Here is a 16,779-nt window from a genome sequence, read left to right on the forward strand (position 1 = left end):
CCGGTTCAGCCGGGGCGCGACGACCAGGCCGGGAAAAGATCGTTTTCGGCAGGTGTTGCGGCGAACACGCCGCGGCTGATGGCGCGCGCCATGGTGGCACCGGCAGCGGCATAAAGGTCGATTGCCGCGTCGGCTTCGAGCCGGATGCCGCTCTTGCCGGTTGCCAGCGCGAACACCAGGTCGCCATCGGCCGGCGTGTGCGTCGGCCAGATGGCGCGCACGAAGCCGTCATGCGCCGATATCGCCAGGCGCTTTGCAGCAGCCTTGGTCAGGACCGCATCGGTGGCAATGACGGCGATGGTCGTGTTGCCGCCGGTCTCCATCTGCCCCCCGGCATGCTTGTCGCGGTATTTCAGCAAGATCCTCTTCGCATCGTCCGGCATTGGCGAGGGATAGCCGAGCCCGCCGAATTCGTCGCCGATTTCGAAAGGCGCCGCCCAGAAATGGCGTGTGCGGCCAACGGTCGCCGAGCCGGTCGGGTTGACGGCCGCCAGCGCGCCGATGGTGACGCCATTGTCCAGCAGCGTCGAGGCGGAACCCAGGCCGCCCTTCAGCCCTGCGGTCAGCGCGCCGGTGCCGGCGCCGGCCGTACCGAGCTGGAAATCCATTGCCGCGGTTTGCGCTGCCTCATAGCCGAGGTCGCGGTAGGGCGGATAACGGCCCCAGTCCTTGTCGCCGCCATTGCGCAGGTCGAACAGGATCGCCGCCGGCACGATCGGCACGCGAAAGCCGCCCACCTCGAAGCCGATACCGCGCTCGCGCAATGCCGCCTGCACGCCGGACGCCGCGTCGAGGCCGAAAGCCGAACCGCCCGACAGCACCACGGCATGCACCGCCTCGACCGAATTGTGCGGTTCGAGCAGGTCCGTCTCGCGGGTACCCGGCGCGCCGCCCAGGATTTGCACGCCGGCGATCGCCGGCTCGTCGCAAAGGACGGTCGTCACCCCGGACTTCAACAGGGCGTCGGTCGCATTGCCGACGCGCAGGCCGGCGACATCGGTGATCAGGTTGCGCGGGCCGGTGCGGAACATCAGTTGCCTTCCAGGGGCACGAAGCGCGTGCCGTCGAAGCGGAACACGCGATAGGGGCTCTGGCTGAGGTCGCCCTTGGCGTCGAAGCGGATCGGCCCGATCGCCGTGGTGAAATCATGCCCGGTCAGCACCTCGGTCAGCGGCATGCCCGAGGACAATGCCGCCGCCGACTTGGCGATTTCGATCGCCGCATAGGCCGGCACCGTGTAGCCGTCCGGCACGATCTTTTGCGCGGCGAAGCTTTCCAGCACCTTGGGATCGGCGACATCGGCCCATTCGGGCGGCGCGATCATCAGCGTGCCCGTCGCATAGGGCACGTCGCCGGGCGGCGTGCGCAGGTTTTCACCGCCGGCAAAGACGATGCCCGCCTGGAGCTGTGCAGCATCGCGGCCCATGATGGCGATGTCGTCGCCATCGCCGCCGGCAAAAACGTGCGTGGCGCCGGCCTTCTTCAGCCGGCCGATGAGGCCGATCTGGTTGTCGAGCTGCGGCCGGAACGTGTCGACGAAGACGGGTTTCAGCGCCGCTTGCTCCGCTGCGGCGCGAAACGTCTCGGCCATCTCGCGGCCATAGATGGTACCGTCGTCGATGATGGCGAACAGCTCGTTCTGCCACAGGTGGGTGAGGGTGGAGGCAACGGCGTTGCGCTCATCGTCGCCACGCGGCCCCAGGCGATAGACCGGCCATCCGGTCTTGGCGCGGCGGTCGGTCAAGCTTTCGGTTCGCACGCCAACGGTGATGACCGCGATGTTGGCGTCCCTCAGGATCGGCATCGCCGCCTCGATCGCGTCTGTGCAGAGGAAGCCGACGACGATATTGACTTTGGCTGCCACGAAGTCCCTGGCCGCGGCTGCCCCGCCATCGGCGGTACAGGCGTCATCCACGGTCTTGAGTTCGACACCGTTTGCTTCCGCCGCGAGCCCGGCACCGGCCTCCACCTGCTTGCCGAGAATGGCCGACGGTCCCGACAGGGGTGCGGCAACGCCGATCGTGAGCGTCTGGGCGTTGGCGGCGCCGGCCAGCAGCAGCCAGGCCAGCGCGGCGGATATCGTTGCCCGGGATCGCATCCTGCCGAAGTGTTCCTCCAAGCCCGCGACATCGCGCAGGCACCAGCTCCCGCCAAGACCTAAAGGCTGCCCGGCCTTGGTGCAACACGCGAATTTGGCGATATGGGCCAAGCACTTCGCTTGTGGCATGTCATGTCTAGCCATATATAGCGGTGAGGTTTCTGGCTGTGGAAAATTCTGGTGCTGAAGAAGAATGACATTGGACCTCAGGCCTATCGCGACGCGATGAGCCATTTTGCCGGTCACGTCCATGTGGTTACCACCGACGGGCCAGCCGGCAAACGCGGCGCGACGGTGATCGCGGCCTGCTCGGTGTCGGACACGCCGCCGACCATTCTGGTCTGCCTCAACCGTGAGAATCCCAAGAATGAGCCGTTCGTGAAGAACGGCCGATTTGCTCTGAACACACTGGCTTCGCACCAGGAGCCGCTGTCGGTCGGGTTTTCAGGCATCACCGGCCTGCCGGTCGAGGAGCGTTTCGCGCTCGGCGAATGGGACGTGATTTCCACCGGCGCGCCGACCTTGAAGGGCGCGCTCGCCGTTTTCGACTGTGAGTTGATCGACACCAAGGACCTTGCCACCCATCGTGTGCTTTTTGGCAAGGTGACAGGCCTGCGCATGGGCGATAATTTGCGGCCGCTGATCTACCACGCCCGCGGCTACCACGTTCTGGAAAGCGGAGCAGCGGCGTTCACGGAGAAAGAATGAACGAGCTGAAACCGCGAGCCGTGCCGCGGACGATCGATGAAACACTCGATCTCCTGACTGGCGCGGACTATGTAGCGGACCGGTCGCTGGCGACCGTGCTTTTCCTGTCGCTGCGCATGAAACGGCCATTGTTCCTCGAGGGCGAGGCCGGCGTCGGCAAGACCGAGATCGCCAAGGTGTTGGCGCAGGCGCTTGGCCGCCGGCTGATCCGCCTGCAGTGCTATGAGGGGCTCGATGTCTCCTCGGCGGTCTACGAGTGGAACTACGCCGCGCAGATGATCGAGATCCGCATGGAGGAGGCGGCCGGCAAGGTCGATCGCTCCGCCATGGAACGCAACGTGTTCTCGGAAAAATACCTGATCCGCCGCCCGGTGCTCGACGCGCTGACCGGCAAGGCGGGTGCGTCCCCGGTCTTCCTGATCGACGAACTCGACCGCACCGACGAAGCCTTCGAGGCCTTCCTGCTCGAAATCCTCTCCGACTTCCAGGTGACGGTGCCCGAACTCGGCACCATCAAGGCGGAAGAGCCGCCGATCGTCATCATCACCACCAACCGCACCCGCGAGATACACGACGCGCTGAAGCGGCGCTGCCTCTATCACTGGGTCGACTATCCCAATGCCGAGCGTGAGCTTGAGATCGTGCACCGCAAGGTGCCGCAGGCCAACCAGCGGCTCTCGGCCGAGGTGGTCTCGTTCATCCAGAAACTGCGCCAGATGGAGCTGTTCAAGGTGCCGGGCGTCGCCGAAACCATCGATTGGGCCGGTGCGCTGACCGAGCTCGACAAGGTCGCGCTCGATCCGGAGACGGTATCCGACACGATCGGCGTGCTGTTGAAATACCAGGACGACATAGCCCGCATCGAACAGGGTGAAGGCCGGCGCATCCTCAAAGAGGTGAAGGCCGAGCTTTCGGCGGCGGAATAGGCCATGCTGCGCCCCGAACCGAAAGAGGCGACAGCGGACGGCCGGATCGCCGACAACATTGTCTATTTCGCCCGCACCTTGCGCAAGGCCGGCATGCGTGTCGGGCCAGCCTCGGTCAAGGACGCCATCGAGGCCGTGCTCGTCGCCGGTATCGGTTCGCGCGATGATTTCTACTGGACGCTGCGTGCTGTGCTGGTCTCGCGGCACGAGGATCACGTCATCTTCGACGAAGCTTTCCGGCTGTTCTGGAAATCGCGCGAGTTGATCGAGAAGATGCTGGCGATGTTTTCGCCTGTGGCGCCCGACGCCAGGGAGAAGCAGAAGCCGCGCGCGGCCGAGAACCGCGTCAGCCAGGCGATGTTCGAAGGCCACCAGAAGAATCAGCCGCCGCAGGAAATCCCCGAGATCGAGGTCGATGCCCGTTTCACTTTTTCCGGCAACGAGGTTTTGCGGGGCAAGGATTTCGCTCAGATGAACGCCGCCGAGATCGCCGACGCCAGGAAGGCGATCGCCGGGCTGCGTCTGCCCGTCGACATGGTGCGTATCAGGCGCTTCAAGGCCGATGCGTATGGCCACCGTATCGACCCGCGCGCCATGATGCGTTCGGCCGCGCGAACCGGCGGCGAACTGATCTTGCCGAAATTCCGCTCGGCCCGTGAAGTCCACCCGCCGCTGGTGGTGCTGGCCGACATATCGGGCTCGATGAGCCAGTACACCCGCATCTTCCTGCATTTCCTGCATGCGTTGACCGAAAAGCGCCGGCGCGTGCACACTTTCGTTTTCGGCACGCGGCTGACCAATCTGACCCGGCAGATGCGCCACCGCGATCCCGATGTGGCACTTGCCGACTGTTCGGCGGCGGTCAAGGACTGGTCGGGCGGCACGCGCATCGGCGACACGCTGGCCGAGTTCAACCTGATTTGGTCGCGGCGCGTGCTGGGGCAGGGCGCGGTGGTGCTTTTGATCACCGACGGGCTGGAGCGCGACGATGTCGCCGGGCTTTCAGAGGAGATGGAGCGGCTGCACAAATCCTGCCGGCGGCTGATCTGGCTGAACCCGTTGCTGCGCTTTGACGGTTTTCAGGCGCGCGCCCGCGGCGTCAAGGCGATGCTGCCGCATGTCGACGAATTCCGTTCGGTGCACAATCTCGACGCGCTCGCCGACCTCTGCGCCTCGCTGGACAAGAAATCGGCGCTGTCGGTCGATCCGCGGCGATGGATGGATGCTGGCGAGAGGCATGCCGCATAACCATATGTTTTGCCTGTTCCCTTGAAAAACAGACCCTGAGAGAAGCAACCATGAGCGACAGTCTTTACCTCGATGAAGCCCGCGATCCGCTGATCATCGCCGAAGGCTGGATGAAGGAGGGCAAGGACGTCGCTATCGCGACGGTGGTCGAGACCTGGGGTTCGGCGCCGCGCCCGGTCGGCAGCCACCTTGTCATCGATGCCGAAGGCAATTTCCACGGTTCGGTTTCGGGTGGCTGCGTCGAGGGCGCCGTGGTGACCGAGGCGATCGACGTCATCGGCTCCGGCAAGGCCAGGATGCTGGAATTCGGCGTTGCCGACGAGGCCGCCTGGCAGGTCGGCCTGTCCTGTGGCGGCCGCATCAAGGTGTATGTCGAGCGATTAGGCTGATCTCAGATGGATCCATATACCCTAAAAACCTTGAATGCCGAGCGCCGCGCCCGCCGTGCGGCGATCCTCGTCACCGATCTCGGTGACGGCCGCGATCGTATCGTGCGCGAGGGCGACCACGTCGCCGGCGATCTCGGAACGGCGATCGCCAAGGCCTTTCGATCGGGCAATTCCGGTTCCGTCGAGGCGGAGGGGCGGACCTTCTTTCTCAACGCGCATCTGCCGCAGCCGCGCCTGCTGGTCATTGGCGCCGTCCACATCAGCCAGGCGCTCGCCCCGATGGCACGCATCGCCGGCTATCCCCTGGAGATTATCGATCCGCGCACCGCCTTTGCCACGCCTGACCGCTTTCCCGATGTCGCCTTGCATGCGGAATGGCCCGAGGATGTGCTTACGCGCCAGCCGCTCGACAGCTATACGGCGCTCGCCGCCGTCACCCATGACCCCAAGATCGACGATTTCGCGCTGAAGGCCGCACTCGACGCCAAATGCTTCTATGTCGGGGCGCTTGGCAGCCGCAAGACCCACGCCAAGCGCGTCGAACGCCTGCTGGCGCTGGGCGCGAGCGCCGACCAGATCGCCCGCATCCATGCGCCGATCGGCCTCGATATCGGTGCCGCGAGCCCCGCCGAGATCGCCGTCGCCATTCTGGCGCAGACCATCCTTGCCTTCCGCTCGCGCGGCCTCGATGTAAAAGGCGCGGCAGCGTGAAATTCGGTCCAATTCCGATCGACGCGGCCGAAGGCGCGGTGCTGGCGCATGCCACCACCGCCGGCGAACGGCGGTTTCGCAAGGCGCACAGGCTGACCGCCGAAGACATCTCCATACTCAAGGGGGCCGGGATTTCGCAGGTCGTCGCGGCCGTGCTGGCCCCGGACGATCTGGGCGAGGACGCTGCGGCGCAAAGAATTGCCGAGAGCATGACATTCAGCGGCATCGAGGCGAGGCCCGCCGCCACCGGCCGCGTCAATCTCCATGCCAAGGCGGCCGGTATCTTCACGGTCGATGCCGCGGTCATCGATGCCATCAACGCCGTCGATCCCGCCATCACCATCGCCACCCTGGCCCAGCACGCACCGGTCGAGAAAGGGCAGATGGTCGCGACGGTCAAGATCATCCCCTTCGCCGTCGCCTCCATGCTGGTCGACACGGTGACCAAACTCTGTGCCGGCGGCGAGATCTTTGCCGTCAACGTCTACCAGCCGGTGCGCGTCGGCGTCATCCAGACGGTCTTGCCGGGCACCAAGCCTGGCGTGCTCGACAAGACGCTGCGTGTCACCGAAGCGCGGTTGGCGCGCTCGGGCGGCAGGTTGACGGCGGAGCGCCGCACGCCGCATGAGATTGCGCCCGTGGCGGAGGCCGCGGCCGCGCTGGCGCGCGACAACGATATGGTGGTGATCTTCGGCGCCTCCGCGATGAGCGATTTCGCCGATGTCGTGCCGGCGGCGATCGAAAGGGCCGGCGGTACCGTGATCCGCGCGGGCATGCCGGTCGATCCCGGCAATCTGCTGGTGCTCGGCACGCTCGGTGGCAAGCGCGTCATCGGCGCGCCCGGCTGCGCCCGCAGCCCCAAGGAAAACGGCTTCGACTGGGTGCTCGATCGGTTGGTTGCCGGCCTCGATGTCACCGCGCGCGACATCGCCGGCATGGGCGTCGGCGGGCTGCTGATGGAAATCCCGACGCGGCCGCAGCCGCGCGAACCGGTGCCGGCCAAGAACCAGCTCAAGGTCGCGACCGTGCTCCTGGCGGCAGGCCGGTCGAGCCGCATGGGCGGGCCGAACAAGCTGCTGGCGCTGTTCGACGGCAAGCCGCTGGTGCGCCGCACCACCGAGCGCGCTCTCGCCTCGAAGGCCGCGGGCACGATTGTCGTCACCGGCCATCAGCGCGAACGGGTGCGCGCGGCATTGTCGGGCCTGGATGTCACCTTCGCCGACAATCCAGATTTTGCCGATGGCCTGTCCACGTCGTTGAAAGCCGGGATTGCCTATCTGCCGCAAGACACCGCCGGCGTGATGATCGTTCTCGGAGACATGCCGGGTGTCGCGTCCAACGATCTCGACCGGCTGATCGACGCATTCCGTCGGGCCGGAGGCAATTCCGTGGTCCGCGCCTCGCATCTTGGGAAGCGCGGCAACCCGGTGCTTCTGCCTCGCTCGCTATTCCCCGCCGTCGCCCATCTCGAAGGCGATACCGGCGCACGCCATCTGGTCGAAGCCGAAGGGCTCGACGTCGTCGACGTCGAGATCGGCGAGGGCGCATCCGTCGATGTCGATACCCGCGAGGCGCTGGAAGGCGCCGGCGGGGTGCTGCAGGATTGACAAACCCGAACTGAATTAAGCATGGCTTGGGGATGGCTATTCGTACCGTCGCACCCCCCTCTGGCCTGCCGGCCATCTCCCCCTCAAGAGGGGAGATTGGCAGCTTCCGCATCGACACTCTTTCTCCAGCGGCGGTGATTGGCGAAAGCCGTGATGACATCCGATCTTCCCCCTTGAGGGGGAGATGGCCGGCAGGCCAGAGGGGGGCGTGCCGCGCTGTCCTAGCTGCCTTGCTTTTCTTGTTTTCTTCGGCCGCCAACGCCGACACTTTGTCCCTAAAATCCTTCAAGGACGATCTCTTCGCCTATCCGGCTGCGCTTTCCTCCGACACCAACGGTGCCTACACGGTCATCGACTATCGCGAAATGCGCGACATCAACCAGCGCGACGAGGTGCCGGAAAAGCGTGTGCATGCGCAGTACACCGACACCGGCGTGCGCAAGGTGCAGCAGGATCTGCTCCTGAAGACCGATGCCGGCGACGTCAGGCATGTCGCCGTCGGCAAGACGGAGGGCGCCGGCATTATCGTGCTTTACCTGCACGGGCAGGGTGGCAGCCGCAAGCAAGGCGTCGACGACTTCACCTTCGGCGGCAATTTCAACCGCCTCAAGAACCTGATGGCCGCCAATGGCGGCCTCTATCTCAGTCCTGATTTTCCCGATTTCGGCGACAAGGGCGCGGCACAGCTGGCGGCGCTGATCGATCATTACGCCGAACAGTCGCCGGGCGCGAAGATCTTCGTCGCCTGCGGCTCGATGGGCGGTGCGCTTTGCTGGAAGCTGGCCGCCCGCAAGGACACCGGCGGCCGCATCAATGGCCTGCTGCTGCTCGGCTCGCTGTGGGACGACAGCTTTTTCGCCAGCCCTGCCTTCAAGCGCCGCGTGCCGGTCTTTTTCGGCCAGGGCAGCCATGACGTGGTCTTTCCCGTGGCAAGCCAGGAGGCCTTCTTCCGTTCCATCATCGCCAAATCGAAAGCCTATCCGACCCGGTTCGTCCGCTTCGAGACCGGCACGCACGGCACGCCCATCCGCATGGTCGACTGGCGCGGGACGCTCAACTGGATGCTGTCGAAGGCGCCGTAATCGACGCGGCTTGAAGCAGGCCGGCGCTCAGGGCGCGGTGTTGTAGTCGACGACCGTCTGCGGGTTCTCCTTGCCGTCATAGGACGCGTCGACGTCGTACTGGACCAGCGAGAAATTACCATTGCGGAACAGATAGGTGCCGGCGTCCGACGCATCGCCGACACCGCGCCACTTGTTGAACGTGGTGATCGTATGGGCATCCGGATCATAGTCGGAATTGACCGCCCAGCCGCTCGTCTGGAAGCCGACGATGCTCATGCCCAGCAATTTGCCATTGCTGTCATTGTTCTCGTAGCGGATGTCCATCTTGGGTTCGGCGAACTGCAATTGCTGCACGGCCGACAACTCGTCGGTCATGTAGTAGACCGAGCTTTCATTGTAGGCGGCCGCCGAGCAGGAAAAATGGAACAGCCGCGTCTCCTTGTCGGGATCTCCGGGCCGGGCATCCTTGTCCTTGTACTTGATCGAAAAGACCTCCGGCTCATTGGCCACGAGATCCTTGTCGCACTGGTCGCCATAGGTCGCCAGAAAGGCCTTCTTGGCCTGTTCCAACGCCGTGTCCTTCTTCGGTGGCGGCGGCCCGTCGCCGCAGCTAGGCGGCACCGCCTCCTCGAAATCGGCGGTGGAGGGCTTCAGCGCGCCCTTTTCGATGTGGATCGGGTCGAAAGGCGGCGCGGCCTGGATCTGGGCATTGACCTGGCGCAGCGTGTAGCAGCCGGCGAAAACCTTTTCGCCGCCGGTCTTGTCGGTGGCGCGGATGGCGACGGGAACGTTGTAGAAAATGCTGCCCGCGGCACCTTCGTCCGAGATAGCGCCGGTCTCGACCTCGACCTTTGCGGTGCCGTCATAGCCCTTGACGAAGCTGTCAAAATCCTTTGCCGGCTTTGTATCGCCGAAATAACTCCAGGCGCGGGCGAATTCGTGCCGGTTGATGGCGCTGTAGAGCGAATGGATGACCGCCTCGGCGCTCGAACGATCATCGACATAGGGCGCTTCGGCGGCATCACCGGCGGCCAGGGCCGTTTGGCCACTCGTGGCAAGGGAGAGAAGGGCAATCGCTGCGAGAAGGGCGCGTCTCATCGGGAATCTCCGCTCGATAACGAAGATTCTACCACGGCGATTGCGGCGGCGTGGTGACGCCGCGTCGACGGCGCTTGAAGAATCGAGCGCGAAGGCGCTACCTCCCGACCGCCGGCGTTCGGCCGGACGGGAGATTTGACGTGACGATATCGATGTATGAGGCATCCGTGCCCGTGTTTTCGGCCCGGCTGAAAGCACTTTCCAATGTGCTGGCATCAGCCGAACAGAATGCGCTTGACCGCAAGATCGACCCGCAGGTGTTTTTGACGGCGCGCCTCGCGCCCGACATGTTCGCGCTGACCCGGCAGGTGCAGATCGCCACCGACCATGCCAAGGGCGCGCCGTCGCGGCTCGCCGGCCGCGAAGTGCCGAAATATGAGGACAATGAGGCAAGCTTTGCCGATCTCGAGGCGCGGATCGCCAAGACGCTCGCGCTTCTGGCAACGTTCTCGGCTGCCGATATCGATGGTTCGGACGACAAGATGATCCAGTTGAAGCTTGGCGGGCGCGAAACCACATTGGGCGGCATGCAGTATCTGCTGCATGTTGCCATGCCCAACTTCTATTTCCACCTCACCACCGCTTACGACATTCTTCGCCACAATGGCGTGCCGCTGGGCAAGTCGACATTCCTCGGATCGCGCTGAGGAATTGGACGTCGAGATGTCCCGGACCGATCCGGGACATCTCGCAATATGCATTTAGCGAATAGACATTTCGCGGGCGATGCGCGGAAAATCGGCGGGCTTGACGCCGATGTCGGCACGGTCGGCATTGCTCATCGAATGAAGCAGCGCGAGAGCCGCGCGATATCTCAGATGTTCCTGCGGGCGCGGCCGGGCGAACATTTCAGTGAAGAAACCCATGACTCAGGCTCCTGGTTGGTCCTCCACAACCGGCAATATAGATGAATCGTGACAATTGTGCAGTGCAGCATTTGCATGCCTGCCATGTCGGAATGATTTGCATAAAATTTTTTTGGGGCCTGGTGAAACTTTTGGGCCGCAGGACCCGTAGGCTTGAACGCTGGCACATGGCCAGTTTTTCCTCGCCACTCCTGGCGAATTTCCGGGCTGCATGAAAGTGCAGTCCGGCTTTTGTTTGAGGAGCTTTGGGTGCTCGGGCGGCAATCCTCGCAACGGCTAAATTCGTTAACATCGGTGGCATGTATTTTTAACGAGCCGGTTCTATGGTCTGTAACCCAGACAGTCGGGCAAGTGGGAGGCTGACATCGCTACCAGCGCCAAGCGCGATTTCGCTTCGCTGCTCGACGACCTCTTCGTTGCGTCTGACGGCATCGGGGGCGACGGCATCGAGGGCGACGGGGCCGGTGCGCGTCCGTCCATTCCGTTCGATTATCTGTCCGTTGCCGATGAACTCCATTCCGGCCGTATCAAGGTATCCGCGGCCGAATATCGTGAGGCGGGTACCGACTTGGCCAGCGAATTCGCTGCCTTGCTCGAACACGCCAAGCTCGCTCTGGCCGGCGAAGAACCAAAGCCCGAGGAGATATTGCCGCCGATCGATCCTGAATCGATCGCGGTCGAACTGGGACTGGATCAGCCAAAGAGCACCGCCGATTTCGGCCGCGTGCGCCGCAGCTTTGCCTTCGCCAACCATCCGGACCGCGTCGCCCCGCATCTGCGCCAGCGCGCCATGATCCGCATGCAGGTGGCCAATATGCTGATCGACGAAGCCAAGCGCCGCGCGGTGGCCGGCGCTCGCCGCTAAACAACGCCAGTTCACGCAAAAGTCGGCTTGCCGAGGCTTGGAGAGCGCCTCTGCTTTCCCTATAGATGCTGACCTCATTCCCGCGCTGCCGCGCATGCTTTCCCTCCGGAGCAGAAATTCCATGCACAAACGCCGTCTCGGTCGGACCGATCTCCTTGTTACCCAGATTTGCCTGGGTTCAATGACCTGGGGCCAGCAGAACACGGAGGCCGAAGGCCACGCGCAGATGGACCTGGCGTTTTCGCGCGGCGTCAATTTCATCGACACCGCTGAACTCTATCCGATCCCGCCGAAGGCCGAGACGCAAGGGCGGACCGAAAAGATCATCGGTAGCTGGATGAAGGCCAAGGGCAACCGCGACAAGGTGATCCTTGCCTCCAAGGTCGTCGGCCGCACCGCCAACAGCTGGTTTCGCGGCGACAGGCCGTCGCAACTGGTGCGCGCCGATATTCTTGACGCCATCGACAAGTCGCTGGCCAAGCTCGGCACCGATTATCTGGACCTTTATCAAATTCATTGGCCGGAAAGGGACATTCCCTGGGGCGCCAACCCGACACGCGTCGGCGCCGTAGCGCGGCGTCCCGATGCGATCGGCGCGCCGACCGACGAAACGCCGATAGAAGAGACGCTTGCCGTCTTCGAGGAACTGGTGAAGGCGGGAAAGATCCGCCATTTCGGCCTCTCGAACGAGAGTTCCTGGGGGGTGATGCGTTTCTTGACAGAGGCCGACAAGAGCGTTGGTCCGCGCGTCGCGTCGATCCAGAATGCCTACAATCTCGTCAACCGCACCTTCGAGGTCAACCTCGCCGAGGTCTGCGAACGCGAGGAGGTGTCGTTGCTCGCCTATTCGCCGCTGGCGCAGGGCTATCTCACCGGCAAATACGACCATGGCGCCCGCCCGCAAGGGTCGCGCTCGCAGCTGTTCAATCGCGGCCAGCGCTACGAGACGCCCAATGCCGCGGAGGTGCAACTCGAATACAACGAGTTGGCGCGCTCGTTTGGGCTGGAGCCGGCGCTGTTTGCCAATGCCTATGTATCGAGCCGTCCGTTCGTCACCTCGAGCATCGTCGGCGCCACGACTATTTCGCAGTTGGAAATGGCGTTGTCCTCGGTGGATGTCGTCTGGACCGAAGAGATGCAGAAGGCGGTGGATGCGATCCATCAGCGGGTCGGCAATCCTTGTCCTTGATTGGTGCAAGGCACGGAATTAATCAGGAATGACAAAAGGGTGGAGACAATGGCGGACTTTCCGATCGAGGCGGTGCGAGCAAGATTCCCGGCTCTGTCCCTGACCGACAAAGGGCGTCGCCGCATCTATCTCGACAACCCCGCGGGCACGCAGGTGCCGCAGGCTGTCGCCGACGCGGTGTCGCGCTGCCTGCTCACCACCGACGCCAATCTCGGCGGCTATTTCGAAACGAGTATCGCCGCTCAAGCTGTCGTCGATGACGCGCATCAGGCAATGGCCGATTTCCTCGGCGCGGAGAGCCGCGAGGAAATCATCATCGGCGCCAACATGACGACGCTGACCTATCACATGTCCCGCACACTCGGCCGCACCATGAAGCCCGGCGACGAGATCATCCTCACCCGCATGGACCATGAGGGCAATGTCTCGCCCTGGCTGCAGCTGGCCGAGGATCTTGGCCTTGTGGTGCGCTGGCTGCCCTTCGACGAAAGGAGTTGGCAGGTCGAGGAGGCAACGCTGGCCGACCTGCTATCCGACAAGACGCGGCTGGTCGCCTTGAACTATGCCAGCAACCTCACCGGTTCGATCAACCGGGTTAAGTCCCTGACTGCCATTGCAAAACAGGCCGGCGCGCTGGTCTATGTCGACGCCGTCCAGTTCGCGCCGCACGGCCTGATCGACGTGCAGGAACTCGGCTGCGATTTCCTGATCTGCTCGGCCTACAAATTCTTCGGCCCGCATATGGGCATATTGTGGGGACGGCTGGATATCATCGATGGTCTGAAGGCCTACAAATGCCGTTGCTCGTCCAATGGCCTGCCGGAGCGGTTCGAACTCGGCACGCCGCAGATCGAGCTGATGGCCGGTCTTACGGCGGCGGTCGATTATTTTGCTGACGTTGGAGCTTCGGCGGGCGAAGGCGGTTCGCGCAGGCAGAAGATCGCGAGGGCGTTCGAAGTCTCCATTGCCTATGAAAACCCGCTGGCGCAGAGGCTGATCGATAGCCTGGCCGACATTTCAGGCCTGACCATCCACGGCATCACCGACCCGAAGCGGCTCGGAGATCGCGTACCGACGGTCTCCTTCACCGTTGACGGCATCATTCCCGAAACCATCGTCCGGCAGATGAACGCCGAAAACATCTTCCTGTGGTCCGGCCATAACTACGCTTGGGAGATCGTCCACCAGCTGGGCATTCCAGCCGAGCAAGGCGTCGTTCGCATCGGCATCGCCCACTACAACACACCCAATGAGATCGACGAGACGCTGGAGAGCGTGCACCGGGTGATCGCGATGCTCAGGCAGCAGCGATCCTGACGCCGGCCAGAATTGTCACCGCGCCTTGCCGCCGAAACCGGTGAGGAAGGCGGTGAGATTGTCGCCGAGTGCGTCGCAGAGATAGCCGCCTTCTTGGACGATGACGCTCGGCAGGCCGAGCCCGGCGATGGCTTCGCCAATGCGCGAGAAGCCGGGCGTGGTCACTGAGAGACCGCCGAACGGATCGCCCTCGAATGCGTCGAGACCGAGCGCCACGACAAGCGCATCCGGCGAAAAGGCACGTATGCGCTGGAACGCGACCTCAAGCGCTTCGAGGAACGCCGCGTCGGCGGATTTGCGTGGCAGCGGCAAGTTGAAATTATAGCCGAGGCCCGGCCCTTCGCCTCGCTCGTCGGCATGACCCCAGAAGAACGGATAGAAACGCACCGGGTCGGCATGCAATGAGACGGTGAGCACATCGGGCCGTGCATAGAAGATGCCTTGCGTGCCGTTGCCGTGATGCAGGTCGACATCGAGGATTGCCACGCGGGCTGCGTTTCTGCGCAAAACCTGAGCCGCAACGGCCGAGTTGTTGATGAAGCAGAAGCCGCCGGCGACATCGGCAAAAGCGTGGTGGCCGGGCGGGCGGCACAGCGCATAGGCGGCCGGTGCGCCAGCCATCGCCGTTTCGGCGGCTTCGACCGCGCTCCAGGCGCTCCACAGCGCGCTTTGCCATGTCTCGCCGGAGATCGGGCAAGCCGTGTCGGCCATGTGATAGCCGGCCTGGCCGACCGCCGAGGCCGGATAGGAACCGTTGCGGGCGATCGGGTGGATGTTGGGGATCACCTCGGCGGATGCGCCATCGATGCGTTGCCAGCGTTCAAAGATGTGCTCGAGAAAGTCGAGATATTCGGGCGTGTGCACCGCCGAAACGGGGCCGAGCCCGTGATTGCGCGGCCGTTCGATCGTGCAGCCCGCAGATATCGCGCCGGCTAACAATCTCTCGACGCGTTCGGGCTTTTCCGGATTGGGCTGTGCGGCACCGCTGGAAAGAAAGGCCTTGGGGTCGTGGCGTTTCTGCTCCTGCGCATAAAAGGCTTTCATTCCTGCTCCCCATTTTCCGGCGCATCCGCGAAGGCGAAAAAGGCTTCGCCGATGATCTTCTGCGTCTGTTCGTAGCTCGACCAGGCAATGCCCAGCCTTTCATAGAAAGCCTTGGCGCCTTCATTGTCGGTGTCGACGGACAGTCTGAGATAGACCCCGCCTTCTTTTCGGCACTGCGCTGCGACGCGCCGCAACAGCCGCTCGCCGATCTTGCGGCCGCGGAACCGGTCCTCGACGTAGAGATCCTGCACGTAGACGCCAGGCCGCCCCATCCAGGTCGAAAAGATCGGGAAATACAGGCACAGCCCGGCGAACTCGCCGCCTACTTCGGCGATCAGGGTCGAGAAGGCGGGCTTTTCGCCGAAGCCCCAGGTTCTGAGATCGTCCGCCGTCGAGACGATTTCCTCGGGCGCGCCGATATGGGTGCCGAGTTTCAGGATTGCCGCGTGGATGGTTTCGACGTCTTCGATGCGGCCGGGGCGGAGGAGGATTTTGGATGAGTTGCTCAAGACAGGTATGGTGCCAAGGCACCCCCCTCTGTCCTGCCGGACATCTCCCCCGCATGGGGGGAGATTGGCAGCTTTGGCCTTGCCGCCACTGTTTTGACGTTGGAGATCTGCGAAAACCGAATTGACATCCGATCTCCCCCCTTGCGGGGGAGATGTCCGGCAGGACAGAGGGGGGTGTGACGGAACGCAAACATCTCAGTCAAGGGCATCTCAAAACGCCACCCTATCCCCACCCTTGAGCGCCAGCATGTCGCGCGCTTCGGCCGGTGTGGCAACTTCCAGCGACAGCCCGTCGAGAATACCACGGATGCGCCGCACCTGATCGGCATTGGATTTCGCCAGCTGGCGGCCATCATAGAGGCTGTCTTCCAGCCCGACACGGACATTGCCGCCCATCGCCGCGGCGATCGAGATCAGCGGCATCTGGTTGCGGCCGGCGGCCAGCACCGAAAACTGGTAGCTGTCGCCGAACAGTTTGTCGGCGATGCGCTTCATGTGGACGAGATTGTCCGGGTCGGCGCCGATGCCGCCCAGGATACCCAGCACGAACTGGATGAACAGCGGCCCCGACACCAGGCCCCGGTCGCGGAAATGCGCCAGCGAATAGAGGTGGCCGACGTCATAGCACTCGAATTCGAAGCGCGTGCCGCAGCCTTTTCCGAGTCTTTCGAGCACGCCCTCCATGTCGGCGAAGGTGTTCTTGAAGATGGTGTCGCGGGTGGCTTCTAGCAGTTTCGGTTCCCATTCGTGCTGCCACTCCCGTGGTTTGTCCAGCATCGGGAACAGCGCGAAGTTCATCGAGCCCATGTTGAGCGAGCACATTTCGGGCTCGGCGCGGAGTGGCGCAGCCAGCCGTTGGTCGAGCGTCATCAGCGACGAGCCGCCGGTGGTGATGTTGATCACCGCGTCGGTTGCCTGCTTGATGCGCGGCAGGAACTGCATGAAGACGTCCGGATCGGCGGTCGGGCGGCCATCCCTGGGGTCGCGGGCGTGGAGGTGCAGGATCGAGGCACCGGCTTCGGCAGCCGCGATGGCATCCGTCGCGATCTGGTCCGGCGTCACCGGCAGGTAGGGCGACATCGACGGCGTATGCACGGAGCCGGTGACCGCGCAGGTGATGATGACTTTTCGCGGCGCCAT

Annotated in this window: 18 protein-coding genes; 11 read left to right on the plus strand and 7 right to left on the minus strand. The window is 63.7% G+C overall.

Features of this window, described 5'->3' with window-relative positions:
- Positions 1 to 5: 5 nt before the first annotated feature.
- Positions 6 to 1,031, minus strand: coding sequence for a P1 family peptidase (locus FJ978_RS20145; protein WP_140573440.1), 1,026 nt, complete (start codon positions 1,029 to 1,031; stop codon positions 6 to 8).
- On the minus strand, positions 1,031 to 2,098 hold the full coding sequence (locus tag FJ978_RS20150; RefSeq protein ID WP_041164269.1) for an ABC transporter substrate-binding protein: 1,068 nt from the start codon (positions 2,096 to 2,098) through the stop codon (positions 1,031 to 1,033). The genes FJ978_RS20145 and FJ978_RS20150 overlap by 1 nt, the downstream gene beginning before the upstream one ends.
- A gap of 180 nt (positions 2,099 to 2,278) precedes the next feature.
- Between FJ978_RS20150 and FJ978_RS20155 the strand changes: the two genes are divergently transcribed.
- The 7 genes from FJ978_RS20155 to FJ978_RS20190 all read left to right on the plus strand — a co-directional run bounded on the left by FJ978_RS20155 (position 2,279) and on the right by FJ978_RS20190 (position 8,769).
- The gene (locus tag FJ978_RS20155; RefSeq protein WP_013532115.1) at positions 2,279 to 2,806 is read left to right on the plus strand and encodes a flavin reductase; all 528 of its coding nucleotides are present in this window, start codon (positions 2,279 to 2,281) and stop codon (positions 2,804 to 2,806) included.
- A complete protein-coding gene (locus FJ978_RS20160) occupies positions 2,803 to 3,732 on the plus strand; it encodes a MoxR family ATPase (protein WP_140573441.1) in 930 nt (309 codons plus the stop codon). The genes FJ978_RS20155 and FJ978_RS20160 overlap by 4 nt, the downstream gene beginning before the upstream one ends.
- 3 nt (positions 3,733 to 3,735) lie before the next feature.
- The gene (locus tag FJ978_RS20165; protein ID WP_140573442.1) at positions 3,736 to 4,980 is read left to right on the plus strand and encodes a VWA domain-containing protein; all 1,245 of its coding nucleotides are present in this window, start codon (positions 3,736 to 3,738) and stop codon (positions 4,978 to 4,980) included.
- Positions 4,981 to 5,030: 50 nt separating this feature from the next.
- Positions 5,031 to 5,369 carry an XdhC family protein gene (locus tag FJ978_RS20170; protein ID WP_140573443.1) on the plus strand — a complete coding sequence of 113 codons (339 nt, stop codon included), beginning with the start codon at positions 5,031 to 5,033 and terminating at the stop codon, positions 5,367 to 5,369.
- Positions 5,370 to 5,375: 6 nt separating this feature from the next.
- Positions 5,376 to 6,080 carry an XdhC family protein gene (locus FJ978_RS20175; protein WP_023776258.1) on the plus strand — a complete coding sequence of 235 codons (705 nt, stop codon included), beginning with the start codon at positions 5,376 to 5,378 and terminating at the stop codon, positions 6,078 to 6,080.
- Entirely contained in the window at positions 6,077 to 7,687 is a 1,611-nt protein-coding gene (locus tag FJ978_RS20180; RefSeq protein WP_140573444.1) for a molybdopterin-binding/glycosyltransferase family 2 protein, read from the plus strand. The genes FJ978_RS20175 and FJ978_RS20180 overlap by 4 nt, the downstream gene beginning before the upstream one ends.
- A 230-nt stretch (positions 7,688 to 7,917) precedes the next feature.
- The gene (locus tag FJ978_RS20190) at positions 7,918 to 8,769 is read left to right on the plus strand and encodes an alpha/beta fold hydrolase (protein ID WP_041164266.1); all 852 of its coding nucleotides are present in this window, start codon (positions 7,918 to 7,920) and stop codon (positions 8,767 to 8,769) included.
- A 27-nt stretch (positions 8,770 to 8,796) separates the two neighbouring features.
- Here FJ978_RS20190 and FJ978_RS20195 read toward each other — a convergent pair whose 3' ends face one another.
- A complete protein-coding gene (locus tag FJ978_RS20195) occupies positions 8,797 to 9,849 on the minus strand; it encodes a DUF1176 domain-containing protein (RefSeq protein WP_140573445.1) in 1,053 nt (350 codons plus the stop codon).
- A 140-nt stretch (positions 9,850 to 9,989) separates the two neighbouring features.
- Between FJ978_RS20195 and FJ978_RS20200 the strand changes: the two genes are divergently transcribed.
- Positions 9,990 to 10,496, plus strand: a complete 507-nt coding sequence (locus FJ978_RS20200) for a DUF1993 family protein (protein WP_140573446.1) — start codon at positions 9,990 to 9,992, stop codon at positions 10,494 to 10,496.
- Between the two features lie 54 nt (positions 10,497 to 10,550).
- Here FJ978_RS20200 and FJ978_RS20205 read toward each other — a convergent pair whose 3' ends face one another.
- The gene (locus FJ978_RS20205) at positions 10,551 to 10,715 is read right to left on the minus strand and encodes a hypothetical protein (protein WP_013895844.1); all 165 of its coding nucleotides are present in this window, start codon (positions 10,713 to 10,715) and stop codon (positions 10,551 to 10,553) included.
- Positions 10,716 to 11,112: 397 nt separating this feature from the next.
- On the opposite strand from FJ978_RS20205, the gene FJ978_RS20210 reads away from it, so the two are divergent.
- The 3 genes from FJ978_RS20210 to FJ978_RS20220 all read left to right on the plus strand — a co-directional run bounded on the left by FJ978_RS20210 (position 11,113) and on the right by FJ978_RS20220 (position 14,086).
- Entirely contained in the window at positions 11,113 to 11,580 is a 468-nt protein-coding gene (locus FJ978_RS20210; RefSeq protein ID WP_140573447.1) for a hypothetical protein, read from the plus strand.
- Positions 11,581 to 11,701: 121 nt separating this feature from the next.
- Entirely contained in the window at positions 11,702 to 12,769 is a 1,068-nt protein-coding gene (locus FJ978_RS20215; RefSeq protein WP_140573448.1) for an aldo/keto reductase, read from the plus strand.
- Between the two features lie 48 nt (positions 12,770 to 12,817).
- Positions 12,818 to 14,086 carry a cysteine desulfurase-like protein gene (locus tag FJ978_RS20220; RefSeq protein ID WP_140573449.1) on the plus strand — a complete coding sequence of 423 codons (1,269 nt, stop codon included), beginning with the start codon at positions 12,818 to 12,820 and terminating at the stop codon, positions 14,084 to 14,086.
- Positions 14,087 to 14,101: 15 nt separating this feature from the next.
- Here the strand turns inward: FJ978_RS20220 and FJ978_RS20225 are convergent, their stop codons facing one another.
- From FJ978_RS20225 to FJ978_RS20240, 3 genes are all read right to left on the minus strand, one after another.
- Positions 14,102 to 15,130, minus strand: a complete 1,029-nt coding sequence (locus FJ978_RS20225) for a histone deacetylase family protein (protein WP_140573450.1) — start codon at positions 15,128 to 15,130, stop codon at positions 14,102 to 14,104.
- Positions 15,127 to 15,639, minus strand: a complete 513-nt coding sequence (locus FJ978_RS20230; RefSeq protein ID WP_140573451.1) for a GNAT family N-acetyltransferase — start codon at positions 15,637 to 15,639, stop codon at positions 15,127 to 15,129. Before FJ978_RS20230 ends, FJ978_RS20225 begins: the two co-directional genes overlap by 4 nt.
- Positions 15,640 to 15,849: 210 nt before the next feature.
- On the minus strand, positions 15,850 to 16,779 hold the full coding sequence (locus FJ978_RS20240) for a 3-keto-5-aminohexanoate cleavage protein (RefSeq protein WP_023764204.1): 930 nt from the start codon (positions 16,777 to 16,779) through the stop codon (positions 15,850 to 15,852).

It is taken from the genome of Mesorhizobium sp. B1-1-7 (assembly GCF_006442705.1).
In the GTDB taxonomy this organism is placed as follows: Bacteria; Pseudomonadota; Alphaproteobacteria; order Rhizobiales; family Rhizobiaceae; genus Mesorhizobium; species Mesorhizobium opportunistum.